Source organism: Cupriavidus pauculus, from assembly GCF_008693385.1.
GTDB classification, from domain to species: domain Bacteria; phylum Pseudomonadota; class Gammaproteobacteria; order Burkholderiales; family Burkholderiaceae; genus Cupriavidus; species Cupriavidus pauculus_D.
Map to the genome: position 1 here is coordinate 548,903 of NZ_CP044065.1, position 17,706 is coordinate 566,608.

Annotated in this window: 16 protein-coding genes; all 16 read left to right on the plus strand. The window is 66.7% G+C overall.

What is annotated here, in order from left to right; genetic code table 11:
• Positions 1-67 precede the first annotated feature (67 nt).
• The 16 genes from livH (at position 68) to accD (ending at position 17,699) form a co-directional block, all read left to right on the plus strand.
• The gene (livH, locus tag FOB72_RS02610) at positions 68-994 is read left to right on the plus strand and encodes a high-affinity branched-chain amino acid ABC transporter permease LivH (protein ID WP_150371104.1); all 927 of its coding nucleotides are present in this window, start codon (positions 68-70) and stop codon (positions 992-994) included.
• Between the two features lie 4 nt (positions 995-998).
• Positions 999-2,246 carry a high-affinity branched-chain amino acid ABC transporter permease LivM gene (locus FOB72_RS02615; RefSeq protein WP_150371105.1) on the plus strand — a complete coding sequence of 416 codons (1,248 nt, stop codon included), beginning with the start codon at positions 999-1,001 and terminating at the stop codon, positions 2,244-2,246.
• Positions 2,243-3,010: a high-affinity branched-chain amino acid ABC transporter ATP-binding protein LivG gene (gene livG / locus FOB72_RS02620; protein ID WP_150371106.1), complete on the plus strand. Its 768-nt coding sequence runs from the start codon at positions 2,243-2,245 to the stop codon at positions 3,008-3,010. The genes FOB72_RS02615 and livG overlap by 4 nt, the downstream gene beginning before the upstream one ends.
• Positions 3,010-3,711 (plus strand): ABC transporter ATP-binding protein, encoded by a 702-nt coding sequence (locus FOB72_RS02625; protein WP_150371107.1) that lies wholly within the window; start codon positions 3,010-3,012, stop codon positions 3,709-3,711. Before livG ends, FOB72_RS02625 begins: the two co-directional genes overlap by 1 nt.
• 306 nt (positions 3,712-4,017) lie before the next feature.
• Positions 4,018-5,427 (plus strand): 3-isopropylmalate dehydratase large subunit, encoded by a 1,410-nt coding sequence (leuC, locus tag FOB72_RS02630; RefSeq protein ID WP_150371108.1) that lies wholly within the window; start codon positions 4,018-4,020, stop codon positions 5,425-5,427.
• Between the two features lie 51 nt (positions 5,428-5,478).
• The gene (locus FOB72_RS02635) at positions 5,479-5,610 is read left to right on the plus strand and encodes an entericidin A/B family lipoprotein (RefSeq protein WP_150371109.1); all 132 of its coding nucleotides are present in this window, start codon (positions 5,479-5,481) and stop codon (positions 5,608-5,610) included.
• Positions 5,611-5,641: 31 nt separating this feature from the next.
• Positions 5,642-6,292, plus strand: coding sequence for a 3-isopropylmalate dehydratase small subunit (leuD, locus tag FOB72_RS02640; protein WP_150371110.1), 651 nt, complete (start codon positions 5,642-5,644; stop codon positions 6,290-6,292).
• Positions 6,293-6,335: 43 nt separating this feature from the next.
• Positions 6,336-7,403 (plus strand): 3-isopropylmalate dehydrogenase, encoded by a 1,068-nt coding sequence (gene leuB, locus FOB72_RS02645; RefSeq protein ID WP_150371111.1) that lies wholly within the window; start codon positions 6,336-6,338, stop codon positions 7,401-7,403.
• 325 nt (positions 7,404-7,728) lie between these two features.
• Positions 7,729-8,865 carry an aspartate-semialdehyde dehydrogenase gene (gene asd / locus FOB72_RS02650; protein WP_150371112.1) on the plus strand — a complete coding sequence of 379 codons (1,137 nt, stop codon included), beginning with the start codon at positions 7,729-7,731 and terminating at the stop codon, positions 8,863-8,865.
• Between the two features lie 245 nt (positions 8,866-9,110).
• Positions 9,111-12,062, plus strand: a complete 2,952-nt coding sequence (locus tag FOB72_RS02655; protein ID WP_150371113.1) for a FimV/HubP family polar landmark protein — start codon at positions 9,111-9,113, stop codon at positions 12,060-12,062.
• Positions 12,063-12,169: 107 nt separating this feature from the next.
• Positions 12,170-12,994: a tRNA pseudouridine(38-40) synthase TruA gene (truA, locus tag FOB72_RS02660; RefSeq protein ID WP_150371114.1), complete on the plus strand. Its 825-nt coding sequence runs from the start codon at positions 12,170-12,172 to the stop codon at positions 12,992-12,994.
• Entirely contained in the window at positions 12,978-13,715 is a 738-nt protein-coding gene (locus FOB72_RS02665) for a phosphoribosylanthranilate isomerase (protein ID WP_150371115.1), read from the plus strand. Before truA ends, FOB72_RS02665 begins: the two co-directional genes overlap by 17 nt.
• A 105-nt stretch (positions 13,716-13,820) precedes the next feature.
• A complete protein-coding gene (gene trpB, locus FOB72_RS02670) occupies positions 13,821-15,014 on the plus strand; it encodes a tryptophan synthase subunit beta (RefSeq protein WP_150371116.1) in 1,194 nt (397 codons plus the stop codon).
• On the plus strand, positions 15,014-15,910 hold the full coding sequence (locus FOB72_RS02675; RefSeq protein ID WP_150371117.1) for a DNA-methyltransferase: 897 nt from the start codon (positions 15,014-15,016) through the stop codon (positions 15,908-15,910). Before trpB ends, FOB72_RS02675 begins: the two co-directional genes overlap by 1 nt.
• A gap of 15 nt (positions 15,911-15,925) precedes the next feature.
• A complete protein-coding gene (trpA, locus tag FOB72_RS02680; RefSeq protein WP_150371118.1) occupies positions 15,926-16,723 on the plus strand; it encodes a tryptophan synthase subunit alpha in 798 nt (265 codons plus the stop codon).
• Positions 16,724-16,826: 103 nt separating this feature from the next.
• The gene (gene accD, locus FOB72_RS02685) at positions 16,827-17,699 is read left to right on the plus strand and encodes an acetyl-CoA carboxylase, carboxyltransferase subunit beta (RefSeq protein ID WP_150371119.1); all 873 of its coding nucleotides are present in this window, start codon (positions 16,827-16,829) and stop codon (positions 17,697-17,699) included.
• The last annotated feature ends 7 nt before the right edge of the window (positions 17,700-17,706 follow it).

Here is a 17,706-nt window from a genome sequence, read left to right on the forward strand (position 1 = left end):
CGGCAGCCAACCCAGTCGCGCCCCGCCGGCCATGTGCCGGCCGGGGCGCGTCGCAATGGACGCGCCCATGAATGAATTCCTCCCACAATTCACCCAGCAGCTGGTCAACGGCCTGACGCTGGGTGCGATCTATGCGCTGATCGCCATCGGCTACACGATGGTCTACGGCATCATTGGCATGATCAACTTTGCCCACGGCGAGATCTACATGATCGGCGCCTACGTGGGCCTCGTCACGCTGACCGCCATCGGCGCGCAGGCGGGCTATCCGCTCCCGCTCGTGCTGGGCGCGGCGCTGATCGTCTCGGTGGCGGTCACGGGGCTGTATGGCTTTGCCGTCGAGCGCGTGGCGTATCGCCCCTTGCGCGGCGGGCCGCGGCTCGTGCCGCTGATCTCGGCCATCGGCATGTCGATCTTCCTGCAGAACTATGTCCAGATCGGGCAGGGCGCGCGCGACGTGTCCGTGCCCCAGCTGATCTCGGGCGCCATCGAATTCCAGATGGGCGGCGACTTCACGGTCACGGTGCCGTATTCGCGCCTGCTCATCGTCGGCGTGACGCTGGTGCTGATGATCGCGCTGACGCTGTTTATCGGCCGCTCGCGCATGGGCCGCGCCTGCCGCGCCTGCGCGGAAGACATGCGCATGGCGAACCTGCTCGGCATCGATACCAACCGCGTCATCTCGTTCACCTTCGTGCTCGGCGCGATGCTGGCCGCGGTGGGCGGTGTGCTGATCGGCCTGACCATCGGCAAGCTCAATCCGTTCATCGGCTTTATCGCCGGCATCAAGGCGTTCACCGCGGCCGTGCTCGGCGGTATCGGCAGCATTCCGGGCGCGATGCTCGGCGGCGTGCTGCTGGGTCTCGCGGAGACGTTCGCCTCGGGGTACATGCCCGCAGAGTACAAGGACGTGGTCGCGTTCGGCCTGCTGGTGCTCGTGCTGCTGTTCCGTCCCACCGGCCTGCTCGGCAAGCCGGACGTCGAGAAGGTGTAATCCGATGACCCTGTCCATCAAGAATGCCGTCACCGCCGCGGTGATGACGGCCATCCTCACCATCCCGATCCTCGGCCTGCAACTGAAGCTCGAGGGCTACAAGGTCGTGCTGGAGCCGCACTGGCAACCCGTGTGGATCGCGGTCGGCGCGGTCTTCCTGTTTCAATTGTTCCGTCCGCTGTTTGGTCCGCTGTTTGGTCCACTCTTTACGCGCGCGGGCACGGTGGCCAGACTGCCCAGGGTGGAACTCGGCGCGCGCCAGCAGCGCGTCGTCATCTGGGTGCTGCTCGCGGTCGGCCTCGTGTGGCCGTTCTTCGGTTCTCGCGGCGCCGTCGATGTGGCGACCCTCGCGCTCATCTACGTGATCCTCGGCCTCGGCCTCAATATCGTGGTGGGCTATGCGGGACTGCTCGACCTTGGCTACGTGGGCTTCTACGCGGTGGGCGGCTACACCTACGCGCTGCTGAACCAGTACTTCGGCCTGACGTTCTGGGAATGCCTGCCGCTCGCGGCCGCGCTGTCCGCGGCGTTCGGGTTCGCGCTCGGTTTCCCCGTGCTGCGCCTGCGCGGCGACTACCTCGCCATCGTCACGCTCGGTTTCGGCGAAATCATCCGCCTGCTGCTCAACAACCTGACGAGCCTCACGGGCGGCCCGGACGGCGTGTCGGGCATTCCGAAGCCGACCGTGTTCGGTATCGAGATGGCGCGCAGCGCAAGCGTGGAAGGCACGAAGACGTTCCACGAGCTGATCGGGCTCGACTACAGCGGCCAGCACATGGTGATCTTCCTGTACCTGCTTGCGCTGTTGCTCGTCGGCTTTACGCTGTTCGTGACGAGCCGCCTCGTGCGCATGCCGATGGGCCGCGCGTGGGAAGCGCTGCGCGACGACGAGATCGCATGCCGCTCGCTTGGCCTCAATCCCACGCGGATCAAGCTGTCGGCGTTTACGCTCGGCGCGTCGTTCGCGGGTCTCGCGGGCGCGTTCTTCGCGGCGCGTCAGGGCCTCGTCAATCCGGAGTCGTTCACGTTCATCGAGTCGGCGCTGATCCTCGCCGTCGTCGTGCTCGGCGGCATGGGTTCGCAGCTTGGCGTGATCCTCGCCGCGATCCTGCTGACCGCGCTGCCGGAAGTCGCGCGCGGATTCGCCGAGTACCGCATGCTGATCTTCGGCCTGGTAATGGTGTTGATGATGATGTGGCGTCCGCAGGGCCTGCTGCCCGCGAGCCGTCCGCACGTGGAGCTACCCCGATGAGCGCGGAACTGCTGAAAGTGTCGGGCCTGCAGATGCGCTTCGGCGGGCTGCTGGCCGTGGACGGCATCGACTTCGATGTGCGTCGCGACGAGGTCTTCGCGATCATCGGCCCGAACGGCGCGGGCAAGACCACGGTGTTCAACTGCGTCGGCGGTTTCTACAAGCCGACCGCGGGAGAGGTGTCGCTCGACGGCGATGCCATCGCGGGCCTGCCGAGCCACCTCGTGGCGCGGCGCGGCCTCGTGCGCACGTTCCAGAATATCCGCCTGTTCAAGTCGCTGACGGTGGTGGAGAACCTGCTCGTGGCCCAGCACCTGCAGGTGCGGTCCGGCCTGCTGCGCGGCCTGTTCGCCACGCCCGGATATCGCCGTGCCGAACGCGAGGCGCTCGAGCGCGCCGCCGTGTGGCTCGAACGCATGAACCTGACGTCCGTGGCCAACCGCGAGGCGGGCACGCTGTCGTACGGCCATCAGCGCCGCCTCGAGATCGCGCGCTGCATGATCACGAAGCCGCGCCTGCTGATGCTCGACGAGCCGGCGGCCGGTCTCAACCCGCAGGAGAAGGTGGAGTTGCAGCAGCTGATCGACGGGCTGCGCCGCGAGTTCAATATCTCGGTGCTGCTGATCGAGCACGACATGAGCCTCGTGATGGGCGTGTCCGATCGCATCCTCGTGATGGAGCACGGCCGGCCGATCGTGATCGGCGAGCCGGAAGCGGTGCGCAACGACCCGCGCGTGATCAAGGCCTATCTGGGAGAGGACTGATGCTGAAGCTGGAAAACGTCCACACCCACTACGGCGCCGTGGAAGCGCTGTCGGGCGTGTCGATCGAGGTCAACAAGGGCGAGATCGTCACGCTCATCGGCAGCAACGGCGCGGGCAAGACCACGCTGATGATGACCGTGTGCGGCACGCCGCGCGCGTCGAGCGGCCGCGTGCTGTTCGAGGGGCAGGACATCACGCAGATGGACACGCACCGCATCATGCGGCTCGGCATGGCCATCTCGCCGGAAGGCCGTCGCGTGTTTCCGAGCCTGACCGTGCTCGATAACCTCAAGATGGGCGGATTCTTTTCGAACCGGGAGGAAATCGAAGCCGGCATCGCGCACGTGTTCAAGCTGTTTCCGCGGCTGGCGCAACGCGCGACGCAGCGCGCCGGCACGATGTCGGGCGGCGAGCAGCAGATGCTGGCGATCGGCCGGGCGCTGATGAGCCGGCCCCGCCTGCTGCTGCTCGACGAGCCGACGCTGGGCCTCGCGCCGCTGGTCATCGCGCAGATCTTCGACATCATCCGCACGATCCGCGAAGAGGGCGTCACCGTCTTCCTGGTCGAGCAGAACGCCAACAAGGCACTGCAGGTCGCCGACCGTGGCTATGTGCTGGAAACCGGCCGTGTGGTGCTGGCCGATACCGGCGCCAATCTGCTGGCCAACGACCGCATCCGCGCCGCGTATCTGGGCGGCTGATCCCCAGGCTGGTAGCGGCGCTACCAGCCTGAATCGCCCGGTTTTTCTCTTTTCGTCAACGACGAAATCCCCCCTTCGCCAATCACATGCGGCAGGTGCCCTCCCGGGGTGCCGGCTGGCCGCTGCATGGGCGCTTCACGTGGCATAATCGCTTGTGATGTCAAGCAATCGCCGTCGCCACCGAAAAGGCTGCACAATCGGACTGCACAGCGGCGGTGACATCGCCGGTAAAAACAATCCCCTGCAAACCACATTGCGGATCGCTTGTGTCCCTTGCCCGGACGTGACGGTTCGCCCCCCTGCATCATGGCCAAGACGCTCTACGACAAACTCTGGGATGACCACACCGTCCACGTCGAGGAAGACGGCACCACGCTGCTCTACATCGACCGACACCTGCTGCATGAAGTCACGAGCCCGCAGGCGTTCGAAGGCCTGAAGATCGCATCGCGTCCGGTATGGCGCATCAGCGCCAACCTGGCCGTGTCGGACCACAACGTGCCGACGACCGATCGCACCCAGGGCATCGCCGACCCCGTGTCGCGCCTGCAGGTCGATACGCTCGACGCCAACTGCGACGCGTTCGGCATCACCCAGTTCAAGATGAACGACCACCGCCAGGGCATCGTGCATGTGATCGGGCCCGAGCAGGGCGCGACGCTGCCCGGCATGACCGTGGTCTGCGGCGACTCGCACACGAGCACGCACGGCGCGTTCGGCGCGCTCGCGCACGGCATCGGCACCTCCGAAGTGGAGCACGTGCTGGCCACGCAGACGCTGCTGGGCAAGAAAGCCAAGAACATGCTCATCCGCGTGGAAGGCAAGCTGCCGCGCGGCTGCACGGCCAAGGACATCGTGCTCGCGATCATCGGCAAGATCGGCACCGCGGGCGGTACCGGCTACACGATGGAATTCGCGGGCTCCGCGATTCGCGACCTGACGATGGAAGGCCGCATGACCGTCTGCAACATGGCGATCGAAGCCGGCGCGCGCGCGGGCCTCGTCGCGGTGGACGACGTCACGCTGGAATACGTGAAGAACCGTCCGTTCGCGCCGCAGGGCGTGGAATGGGAGCAGGCCGTCGGCTACTGGCGCACGCTGCATTCGGACGCCGGCGCCCATTTCGACAAGGTGGTCGAGCTGCGTGCCGAGGAGATTCGTCCGCAGGTCACCTGGGGCACGTCGCCCGAGATGGTCGTCAGCATCGAGGACCGCGTGCCCGATCCCGAGAAGGAGAAGGATCCGGTCAAGCGCGGCGCGATGGAACGCGCGCTCGAGTACATGAACCTCGAGCCGAACGTGCCGATGGACGCGATCAAGATCGACAAGGTCTTTATCGGTTCGTGCACCAACAGCCGCATCGAAGACATGCGCGCGGCCGCGTGGGTCGTGCAGAAGCTCGGCCGCCGCGTGGCGTCCAACGTCAAGCTGGCCATGGTCGTGCCGGGCTCGGGCCTGGTCAAGGAACAGGCCGAGCGCGAAGGGCTGGACAAGGTGTTCAAGGCCGCCGGTTTCGAGTGGCGCGAGCCGGGCTGCTCGATGTGCCTGGCGATGAACGCCGACCGCCTGGAGCCGGGCGAGCGCTGTGCCTCCACCTCGAACCGCAATTTCGAGGGCCGGCAGGGCGCGGGCGGCCGCACCCATCTGGTAAGCCCGGCGATGGCTGCTGCCGCAGCCATCGAGGGCCATTTCGTCGATATCCGTAAGCTCGGCTGACCCCGGGCATCCCATCCCATCCTGTCTACGGTTATTTCGAAAGGCTTGAAGATGAAAAAGATCCTGATCGCGCTGCTGGCATGTGTCGGCATCCTGCAGCTGGCGGGCTGCAACACGGTCGCCGGATTCGGCAAGGACACCCAGGCTGCCGGTCACGCGCTCGAGCGCGCCGCCAACAAGTAACGCGCAGCCACCAAGCGAGGCAATCCGCATCATGGAAAAATTTACGGTTCACAGCGGCCTGGTTGCGCCGCTCGATCGCGAGAACGTCGATACGGACGCGATCATCCCCAAGCAATTCCTCAAGTCGATCAAGCGCACGGGCTTCGGTCCGAACCTGTTCGACGAGTGGCGCTATCTCGATGTCGGCCAGCCGGGCCAGGACAACACCAACCGGCCGCTGAACCCGGACTTCGTGCTGAACCAGCCGCGCTACCAGGGGGCGTCGATCCTGCTGGCGCGCGACAACTTCGGCTGCGGCAGCTCGCGCGAGCACGCACCGTGGGCGCTTGCGCAGTACGGCTTCCGCGCGATCATCGCGCCGAGCTTCGCCGACATCTTCTTCAACAACTGCTACAAGAACGGCCTGCTGCCGGTGGCGCTGACCGCGCTGCAGGTGGACCACCTGTTCAACGAGACCAATGCGTTCAACGGCTACAAGCTGACGATCGACCTGGACAAGCAGGTGGTGATCACGCCCGATGGCACGAGCTACGCGTTCGATATCACGCCGTTCCGCAAGTACTGCATGCTGAACGGCTTCGACGATATCGGCCTGACGCTGCGCCAGTCGGACAAGATCAAGACCTATGAAGCCGAGCGTCTGACGCGCATGCCGTGGCTCGGAAACCGCGTGGTCGGCTGATCGCACACGCACACGCATACGCACACGTACAGGAATCAGAAAGATGAAGATTGCAGTCCTGCCGGGCGACGGCATCGGCCCCGAGATCGTCGCGGAAGCCGTCAAGGTACTTGGCGCGCTCGACGAGAAGTTCGAACTGGAAACCGCGCCCGTGGGCGGCGCGGGCTACGAGGCCGAAGGCCATCCGCTGCCGGACAACACGCTCAAGCTGGCCAAGGAAGCCGACGCCATCCTGTTCGGCGCCGTGGGCGACTGGAAGTACGACAAGCTCGAGCGCGCGCTGCGCCCCGAGCAGGCCATTCTCGGCCTGCGCAAGCACCTGCAGCTGTTCGCCAACTTCCGCCCGGCCATCTGCTATCCGGAACTGACCGGCGCCTCGAGCCTGAAGCCCGAGCTCGTCGCCGGCCTCGATATCCTGATCGTGCGCGAGCTCAACGGCGATATCTACTTCGGTCAGCCGCGCGGCCTGCGCGAGGCGCCGGACGGGCTGTTCAAGGGCGCCCGCGAAGCCTTCGACACGATGCGCTACAGCGAGCCCGAGATCCGCCGCATCGCCCACGTGGCGTTCCAGGCGGCCGCCAAGCGCGGCAAGAAGCTGTGCAGCGTGGACAAGGCCAACGTGCTGGAGACGTTCCAGTTCTGGAAGGACGTCGTCATCGACGTCAGCAAGGAATATCCGGACGTCGAGCTGTCGCACATGTACGTGGACAACGCGGCCATGCAGCTGGTCAAGGCGCCGAAGAGCTTCGACGTGATCGTCACCGGCAACATGTTCGGCGACATCCTGTCCGACGAGGCGGCAATGCTGACGGGTTCCATCGGCATGCTGCCTTCGGCGTCGCTCGATGCGAACAACAAGGGCCTGTACGAGCCGTCGCACGGCTCCGCGCCCGATATCGCGGGCAAGGGTGTCGCCAACCCGCTGGCGACGATCCTGTCGGCGGCGATGATGCTGCGCTACTCGCTGAACAAGGCCGAGCAGGCGGACCGCATCGAGAATGCCGTCAAGAAGGTGCTGTCGCAGGGCTACCGTACCGGCGATATCCTCACGCCGGGCTGCAAGCAGGTCGGCACGCGTGAAATGGGCGACGCCGTACTCGCCGCGCTGTAAGTCGTATCAGGCGGGGCGGGCCGTATGGCCCGCCCCGTCGTATTTCCGTGCGGCATCGCCGCAAAATATCGTGTAGACTCCCCCGCATGGTCATCTCCCAGTCTATCCAGACTGCACTCTCCATCGCTGCTATCACCACGCGTGATATCGTCACCCCTGATTCGGGCGGCGTGGAGTCGCATGGCCCCGCGGTTACCGCAACGACGATTAAAACCATTACCAAAACGATCCCCTAGATCGTTCGTCGTGCCTGCCCGTCTTCCCCGCGCAGCCACGCCGGGCGAGGAAAATGGCGGGGAAGTTCACATCACATCCGAGGTTTGTCATGATTGTAGGTCTCGTCGGTTGGCGGGGAATGGTTGGCAGCGTCCTGATGCAACGCATGCAGGAAGAGCGCGATTTCGACCATATCGAGCCCATTTTCTTCAGCACGTCCAACGCTGGCGGCAAGGCGCCGGCGATGGCGAAGAATGAAACCACGCTCAAGGATGCCAACGACATCGAGGCGCTGAAGAAGTGCGACGTGGTGCTGACCGCCCAGGGCGGCGACTACACCAACGACGTCTTCCCGCGCCTGCGCGCGGCCGGCTGGAACGGCTACTGGATCGACGCGGCCTCGTCGCTGCGCATGAAGGACGATGCGATCATCGTGCTCGATCCGGTCAACCTCGGCGTGATCAAGGATGCGCTGGGCAAGGGCGTAAAGAATTTCATCGGCGGCAACTGCACGGTGAGCTGCATGATGATGGGCCTCGGCGGCCTGTTCCAGCACGACCTCATCGAGTGGATGACCTCCATGACGTACCAGGCGGCCTCGGGTGGCGGCGCGCAGCACATGCGCGAACTGCTGACCCAGTTCGGCACGCTCAACGCCGCGGTCAAGCCGCTGCTCGACGACCCGGCTTCGGCGATCCTCGAGATCGACCGCCAGATCCTGGCGACCCAGCATGGCCTGTCCGCGGACGAGACCAAGCAATTCGGCGTGCCGCTGGCCGGCAACCTGATTCCCTGGATCGACAAGGACCTGGGCAACGGCGTGTCGCGCGAAGAGTGGAAGGGCGGCGCCGAGACCAACAAGATTCTCGGCCGTGGCGAAGGCTTCGTGGGCGCCACCGGCGCGGCCCCGATCGCCGTGGACGGCCTGTGCGTGCGGATCGGCGCGATGCGCTGCCATTCGCAAGCGCTCACTATCAAGCTGCGCAAGGATGTGCCGATCGACGAGATCGAAGGCATGCTCGCCGCGAACAACCAGTGGGCGAAGGTCGTGCCCAATACGCGCGAGGCCAGCATGACCGACCTCACGCCCGCTGCCGTGACTGGCACGCTGACCATTCCGGTGGGCCGTCTGCGCAAGATGCAGATGGGCGGCGAGTACCTGTCCGCGTTCACCGTGGGCGATCAGCTGCTGTGGGGCGCGGCCGAACCGCTGCGTCGTATGCTGCGCATTCTGATCGAAGCCTGACCGTTCCGGCTGCCCGGCTGCAACGCGAGCATCGGCGTTGCGGCCAGGCAACAAAATGGGTCACTTTCCTCGCAACGCCGCGCCCCCGCGCGGCGTTGTTACGTTCCGGCGCGTTTTTTTCGCAGGGTTGCGTCACAATACAGCCGGCATAAGCCCATGCCGAGGGGGGAGGTCACCCTCGATCGGGCGCGCCTGTTTTTGGGGTCGGGTCAATTCTGTTCATTAGAAAACAAACGGAGCACGAGGTGAGTGTGAACCTACATCGCCGGAAAGATGCGCCTACTGTCCGTCAGCGCTGGTCAACGCTGGCCGTGACGGCTCTCGGTCTGCTGCTTGTACAGCCGGCCGCGTATGCCGCAGGGTTTGGACAACTACGGGTACAGTCGAGCCTGGGGCAACCGCTTCAGGCTGAAATCGATATCAGTGGCGTCGCGCCGGAAGAGGCCGAGAGCCTCGTCGTCAAGCTCGCGTCCCCGGCCGCCTATGCGCGTGCGGGACTCACGTACCTGCCGGCCGTCGGCAGCGTGCGCGTCAACGTCGAGCGCCGTCCGAACGGCAGCTACGTCGCCTACGTGCGCTCCAACCAGCCGATCAGCGAGCCGTTCGTCGATATCCTCGTCGATATGGCCTGGTCGAGCGGCAAGGTGACGCGCGCGTACACGTTCCTGCTCGATCCGGCCGGCAGCAAGCCTTCGCCGCAGTCGTTCGCGCCGACCACGGTCGTGCAGGCGGCGACGCCGGACGCTTCGCCCGCCGAGAACAATGCCGCGCCCGCACCGCTGGCCGCCCCGACGCCGTCGGCCGCGCCGATCGCCGGTGCCGGCGCCAATCCGGGTGCCGAACCCGCACAGCCGCGCCAGCGCCCGCAGCGCCGCGCGCAGCAGCCCGCACCGGCCGCGCCTCCCGCTTCCCCCGTCGCCGGCAGCTACACCGTGCAGCGTGGCGACACGCTGTCGTCCATCGCCGGCGAAGCGACCCAGGGTGCGGAGTCCGTCTCGCTCGACCAGATGCTGCTCGCGCTGTACCGGAACAATCCGAACGCGTTCATCGGCGGCAATATCAACCGCATCAAGTCCGGCGCGGTCCTCAAGGTCCCGACGACCGAGCAGGCGCAGTCCGTGAGCCCCCGTGAAGCGCGCCGCGAAGTGGTCGCTCGCACGCAGGGCTTCGACAGCTACCGTGCGCGTCTGGCCGCCGCGGCTGCCGCCAAGTCCGTCGAGAGCGGCACGGGCCGCGAGCAATCGGGTGCCGTGACCGCACGCGTGCAGGAACAGGCCGCACCGGCCGCCGGCCCGCGCGACGAACTCAAGCTCAGCAAGGGCGAGCAGGGCGCACAGGCCAAGGCGAATGCCCAGGCCGAAGCCAATGTCGCCAACGAGCGCAAGCTCAAGGAAGCCGAGTCGAAGCTCGCGCAGCTCGAGAAGAACGTCACCGACATGCAGCGCCTGATGGAGCTGAAGAACGCGGAGATCTCGAAGCTCGCGCAGGCCAATGACGCGGCCAAGTCGTCCGCTGCCGCCGCGACGGCTGCCGCCGCAGCCACCGCCGGCGCTGCCAGCACGGCCACCAACGCTGCACCGGCGCCCGCGCCGACCGTGGTGCCGGCGGCACCGGCCAAGGCCGATGCCGCGACAACGCCGGCTGCTCCGGCCGCACCGGTTGCGGGCACGACCACTACCGCAACGACCACCCCGGGCACCGGCGCCGCTGCGGCATCCGATGCCGCCGCGCCGGCCGTGACGGCTGCCGCCGCTTCGGCACCGCAGGCCACCGCCGCGGCGTCGAGCCCCGCTGCCGCCACCGCCACGCCGGCGAAGCCGGCGGTGCGTCCGCCGGCACCGCTGCCGCCCGAGAAGTCGTTCCTCGACGATCTGCTCGAGAACCCGATGCTGCTGCCGGGCGCCGGCCTGCTCATCGCGCTGCTGGGCGGCTATGCGATCTACCGCCGCCGCCAGAAGCAGAAGGCCAGCGAAGGCCACGGCTTTGGCGACAGCATCCTCTCGCAGGAAAGCACGGTGATGGCCGGTGGCCATTCGCTGTTCGGCGCGGCCGGCGGCCAGAGCGTGGACACGTCGCAGCACAGCGTGTTCGGCGCGGACTTCCGGATCGGCAGCAACTCGCCCGAAGCGACCGAGGTGGATCCGATCGCCGAGGCCGAGGTCTATATCGCCTACGGGCGCGACGTGCAGGCAGAGGAGATCCTGCGCGAAGCGCTTCAGCAGAACCCTGAGCGCCAGGCCATTCGCCTGAAGCTCATGGAGATTTACAGCACTCGTCAGGATGTGGAAGGTTTCCGAGTGATCGCAGAAGAAATGTTTGCCCAGACGGGCGGACAAGGCGCGGACTGGCAACAGGCCGTGGAGATGGGCCGCAAGCTCGATCCGAGCAATGCGTTGTATTTGACGGTCGCGCCCGATGCGGCCGGGGATCAGGACACGAAGACGCCTGCCGCCGATCAGTGGCGCACGCAGGATCCGGCGATGAACCTGCAGCAGCAGCCGGCGGCAGTGCCGACGCTCGGCGATATCGCCCTGCCGCTGGACGGCTTTCCGGCGCCCGCCGCGGGGGAGCCCATCGTGGCGCCGCAGTCGGCCTCGCTCGTGTTCGGTGGTGACCTGAACGCGACCGAACCGGCGGCACGATCGGTGGATGTTCTGGACGAGCGTTTCGACGACGGCCTCGACCTGCCCGAGTCGGACGCCGGCCGCCCGGCCGAGGTGGCCTCGTTCGATGCCCCCGCGCTGGACACCCCGACGCGCTCGCGTCCGCTGGAGTTCGACATGTCGGGCCTTTCGCTCGACCTGAACGCGGACCTTGGCGCCGCTGGCGGTTCGCTGGGTCAGGACACCGTCCGCGAGGACGCGCCGGCACCGCAGCGCGTGCCGCAGCTCGACGAAGCGACGGTACCGCTGCCCGCGCCGACGATGCTGCAGGACGGCAAGCTCGTGGAGCCGATCGACCTGTCGCGCGTGACCTCCGAGCACCGCAGCGAGCACACCAACGGCGTGGCACCGAGCACGCTGTCCGCGGTGGGCATCGATGGCGGCCGCGACATGCAGATCAAGCTCGATCTGGCGCGCGCCTATATCGAGATCGGCGACAAGGAAGGGGCCCGCGAACTGCTGCAGGAAGTCGTGGACCAGTCGCAGGACCCGCTGCAGGCCGAGGCCCGCACGCTGCTGCGCGAGGTCGCCTGACCTGAGCCGGATCGTGCTGCGCTGAGCGGTCCCGCGCTGCGCTATCATTGCGGTTCGCGAACGATGCGCCGGAAGCGTTCCTTCCGGCGCATTTTCTTTTGACCCCCATGAATCGCATCGCCATCGGCCTCCATTACGACGGAGCCGCCTTTTCGGGCTGGCAGTCCCAGCCGCACCGCAATACCGTGCAGGATCACCTCGAAGACGCGATCGAGCGTTTCGCGGGCGTGCGTCTGGCGACGACCGTCGCGGGCCGTACGGATACCGGCGTGCATGCGCTGGGGCAGGTCATCCACCTCGATACCGAACTGTCGCGCGAGCCGTTCTCGTGGGTGCGGGGCGTCAATGCGTTCCTGCCGCCGTCGATCGCGCTGCAGTGGGCGCAGCCCGTCGATGACGGTTTTCACGCGCGCTTTATGGCCTACGAGCGCATGTATTACTACGCGCTGTACACGGGCCCGCATCGCGTGCCGATGGTGCACGGCCGTGCCGGCTACCTGATGCTGCCGCCGGGCCGGCGGCTCGACGTCGAGGCGATGCGCGAGGCCGCGGCGTGCCTGGTCGGCGAGCACGATTTCTCGTCGTTCCGCGCGGCCGAGTGCCAGGCGAAGTCGCCCGTCAAGACGATGTACGACGTGACGCTCGCCGAGGACGGCAACTGGCTCTTCCTGCGCTTTCGCGCCAGCGCGTTCCTCCACCATATGGTCCGCAACCTGATGGGCGGGCTCGTCGCGGTAGGGCGGGGCCGCTATCCGGCTGCGTGGATGGCCGAGCTGCTGGCCGCGCGCGACCGCCGGCGTGGCGCGCCGACCTTCATGCCGGATGGGCTGTATCTGGTCGACGTGAAGTATCCTGAGCCTTATGCCCTTCCGGCCGCGGATACGTCCGCGAGCCTGTTTCACGGAGTATTTGCCGATGACGGCGCCAGATAGCCCAACCTCCACCCCGCTGGTGACGATGCCCCACCGCACGCGCATCAAGATCTGCGGCCTCACGCGCGAGCAGGACGTTGCCGCCGCCGTGGATGCCGGCGCCGACGCCATCGGCCTCGTGTTCTACCCGGGCAGCCCGCGGCATGTCGATGTGGCGCGCGCCGCCGCGCTGGCCGAGCGCGTGCCGCCGTTCGTCTCGGTGGTCGGCCTGTTCGTCAACGCCGATGCCGAGGAGGTCGCCCATGTGGCCGAGCGTGTGCCGCTGACACTGCTCCAGTTCCATGGGGACGAGACGCCACAGCAATGCACGGAGATCGCCCGCCGCTGCCGGCTGCCGTTCATGCGCGCCGCCCGTGTTCGGCCGGGCCTCGATTTGGTAGAATTCGGCCATCAATATGCCGACGCCGCCGGCCTGCTGCTCGATGCCTTCGTGGAAGGGTATGGCGGCGGTGGCCACGTCTTCGACTGGACCCTGATTCCCCCTCGATGGCTCCCGCCAGCACCTACAGTGCCTGCAACGACAGGCAGCCCGACCGCAAGCGACGCTCCTCGCATCGTTTTGAGTGGTGGGTTGAACGCGCAAAACGTCACTGAGGCGGTCGCACGCGTGCGCCCCTACGCCGTCGATGTCAGCAGCGGCGTGGAGGCAGCCAAGGGCGTCAAGGATGCCGCCCGTATTGCCGCGTTCGTGCGCGCGGTCCGATCCGCCGAGGCGGGTTAAGCAGGACGGCTTCCCAGCCACGCCGCCGTCCGCTCCCCGCCTACGGCCCCTCCGGCATTACGTCCCCGCGCCATCGCGCCGGGACCCTCTCTGAAGAGACTGGACATGTACGATTTGCCCGATTCCCGCGGCCACTTTGGCCCCTATGGCGGTGTTTTCGTTTCCGAGACCCTGATGCACGCGCTCGACGAGCTGCGCCAGGCCTATGCGCATTACCAGAAGGATCCGGAGTTCGACGCCGAATTCCGCCGGGAGCTCAAGCACTTTGTCGGCCGCCCGTCGCCGATCTATCACGCGCAGCGCTGGAGCGAGACGCTCGGCGGCGCGCAGATCTACCTCAAGCGCGAGGACCTGAACCACACCGGCGCGCACAAGATCAACAACGTGATCGGCCAGGCGCTGCTTGCGCGCCGCATGGGCAAGAAGCGCGTGATCGCCGAGACCGGCGCCGGCCAGCACGGCGTGGCCGCGGCGACCATCGCCGCGCGCTTTGGCATGGAATGCGTGGTCTACATGGGCTCCGAGGACGTCAAGCGCCAGGCCGCCAACGTGTACCGCATGAAGCTGCTGGGCGCGACCGTCGTGCCCGTGGAAAGCGGCTCGCGCACGCTCAAGGACGCGCTCAACGAAGCGATGCGCGACTGGGTGACCAACGTCGAGAGCACGTTCTACATCATCGGTACCGTGGCGGGTCCGCACCCGTATCCGATGCTCGTGCGCGACTTCCAGTGCGTGATCGGCGAGGAAGCCAAGGTGCAGATGCCCGAACTGACGGGCCGCCAGCCGGACGCGGTGATCGCGTGCGTGGGCGGGGGCTCCAACGCGATGGGCATCTTCTATCCGTACATCGACCACAAGGACGTGCAGCTGATTGGCGTGGAGCCGGCCGGCGACGGTATCGAGACGGGCCGTCACGCGGCATCGCTCACGGCCGGCGTGCCCGGCGTGCTGCACGGCAACCGCACGTACCTGCTGCAGGATGCGAACGGCCAGATCATCGAGACGCATTCGGTGTCCGCCGGCCTCGACTACCCGGGCGTCGGCCCCGAGCACGCCTGGCTCAAGGACAGCCAGCGCGCGCAGTACGTGACCATCACGGACGATGAAGCGCTCAAGGCGTTCCACGACTGCTGCCGCATCGAAGGCATCATCCCGGCGCTCGAGTCGAGCCATGCCATCGCGTACGCGTGCAAGCTCGCGCCGACGCTGCCCAAGGACAAGCTGCTGCTCGTGAATCTCTCGGGCCGTGGCGACAAGGACATGCACACCGTGGCCGAACGCGCCGGGATCAAATTCTGATGCAAGCTGCCGACCCGACCGCTGACGTGCTCGACACGCCCAATCTGCGCCTGTACCAGGAAGACATGCTCGAGGGGCTCGCCCGCATTCCGGACGGCTCGATCGATCTCGTGGTCGCCGACCCGCCTTACGGGCTCGGCAAGGACTACGGCAACGATTCGGACCTGCTCTCGGGGCAGGCCTATCTCGACTGGTCCGTGCGCTGGATGGACGCGCTGATTCCGAAGATCGCGCCGCGCGGCTCGCTGTACCTGTTCTGCACGTGGCAATACTCCCCGGAGCTGTTCGTCATGCTGAAGCAGCGCATGACGATGATCAACGAGATCATCTGGGACCGCCGCGTGCCGAGCATGGGCGGCACCACGCGCAAGTACTCCTCGGTGCACGACAACATCGGCTTCTTCGCCCGCCAGCGCGACTACTACTTCGACCTCGACCCCGTACGCATTCCGTACGATGCCGAGACGAAGAAGGCGCGCAGCCGCCCGCGGTTCGAGGGCAAGAAGTGGCTCGAGGTCGGCTACAACCCGAAAGACCTGTGGAGCGTGCCCCGGATCCATCGCCAGGATCCGGAGCGTGCCGATCATCCCACGCAGAAGCCGCTCGAAATCGTCGAGCGCATGGTGCTGGCCAGCTGCCCGCCGGGCGGCATCGTGCTCGATCCGTTCTCGGGCAGCGGCACCACGGCCGTCGCATGTCTGCGCCACGGCCGGCGCTTCGTCGGCTTCGAGATCAACGCCACGTATATCGACGTGGCGCGCCAGCGCGTGGCCGCGACGCAGCCCGCGCTCGCTCCCGCGGCCGAAGCAGGGGATGACGCCGCACAGGCCGAAGCATCCAATACCACCGACGCGGCCAACGACGACGTTGCGTCCGCGAGCGGCACCCTAATCTGAGGAGTTGAGGACCCCATGTCCCGCATCCAGAAAACGTTCGCGGCACTGACCGCGCAGAACAAGAAGGGCCTGGTACCGTTCATCACGGCGGGCGATCCCGCGCCGGCGCTGACCGTCGAACTCATGCACGCGCTGGTGGCCGGTGGCGCCGACGTGATCGAGCTCGGCGTGCCGTTTTCCGATCCGATGGCCGATGGCCCCGTGATCCAGCGCGCGTCCGAGCGCGCGCTCGCGCAGGGCGTCACGCTCGTGCACGTGCTCGAGTGGGTCGCCGAATTCCGCAAGACCGACAACGAGACGCCCGTGGTGCTGATGGGCTATGCGAACCCCGTGGAGCGCATGGGCATCGAGCGCTTCGCGGCCGATGCGAAGGCGGCCGGCGTCGATGGCGTGCTGATCGTAGACTATCCGCCCGAGGAGTGCGAGGCGTTTGCCGCGCTGATGCGCGCCAACGACATGGACCCGATCTTCCTGCTGGCGCCGACGAGCACCGATGCGCGCATCGAAGCCGTGGCGCGCGTGGCCAGCGGCTATCTTTACTACGTGTCCCTGCGTGGCGTGACCGGTTCGGCCGCGCTGGACCTGGACAGCGTGGCGCAGCGCATTCCGCTGATCAAGCGTCATGCGAACCTGCCGGTGGGCGTGGGCTTCGGGATTCGCGACGCGCAGAGCGCGCGCGCGATCGGCGAGCTGGCCGATGCGGTCGTGATCGGCAGCCGGATCGTGCAGCTGCTGGAAGACACGCCGCGCGAGCAGGCCGTGGAGGCGCTGCGCGCATTTATCGCCGAGATCCGGACGGCACTCGATCGGTAATTGTGCTTTAAAAGTCTCAAAAACCGCGAAATACCAGGGCTGGCTGCGGCGGGGAACCCCCCGCCGTGGTAAATTCGCGGCCTGAATTCCGTAAGGAGCTTTCATGAGCTGGTTGGATAAACTCCTGCCTCCCAAGATTCAACAGACCGACCCCTCCACCCGCAAGGGCATTCCGGAAGGGCTGTGGGTCAAGTGCCCGGCGTGCGAATCGGTCCTGTACCGGACCGACGTCGAGGCCAATCTGCACGTCTGCCCGAAGTGCGATCACCATATGCGTATCCGCGCGCGCGAGCGTCTGGACGCGCTGCTGGACGCCGAGGGCCGCTACGAGATCGGCCAGGAGATCGTGCCGGTCGACGCGCTGAAGTTCAAGGACACCAAGAAGTATCCGGACCGCATCAAGGCGGCCATGGACGAAACCGGCGAGACCGACGCGATGGTCGTGCTCGGCGGAGCGATCCATACGATCCCGGTGGTCGTGTCGTGCTTCGAGTTCGAGTTCATGGGCGGCTCCATGGGCTCCGTGGTGGGCGAGCGCTTCGCGCGCGGCGCACAGGCGGCGCTCGAGCAGAAGGTGCCGTTCATCTGCATTACCGCCACGGGCGGCGCGCGCATGCAGGAAAGCCTGCTGTCGCTGATGCAGATGGCCAAGACCACGGCCATGCTGAACCAGCTGTCGAACGCCAAGCTGCCGTTCATCAGCGTGCTGACCGACCCGACCATGGGTGGCGTGTCGGCGAGCTTCGCGTTCCTGGGCGACGTCGTGATCGCCGAACCGAAGGCGCTGATCGGCTTTGCCGGCCCGCGCGTGATCGAACAGACCGTGCGCGAGAAGCTGCCGGAAGGCTTCCAGCGCGCCGAGTTCCTGCTGCAGAAGGGCGCGATCGACATGATCGTCGATCGCCGCAAGCTGCGCGCGGAAATCGCGCAACTGCTCGCGCTGCTGCAGAAGCAGCCGGCTGACGCGGTGGCCTGATACGGCC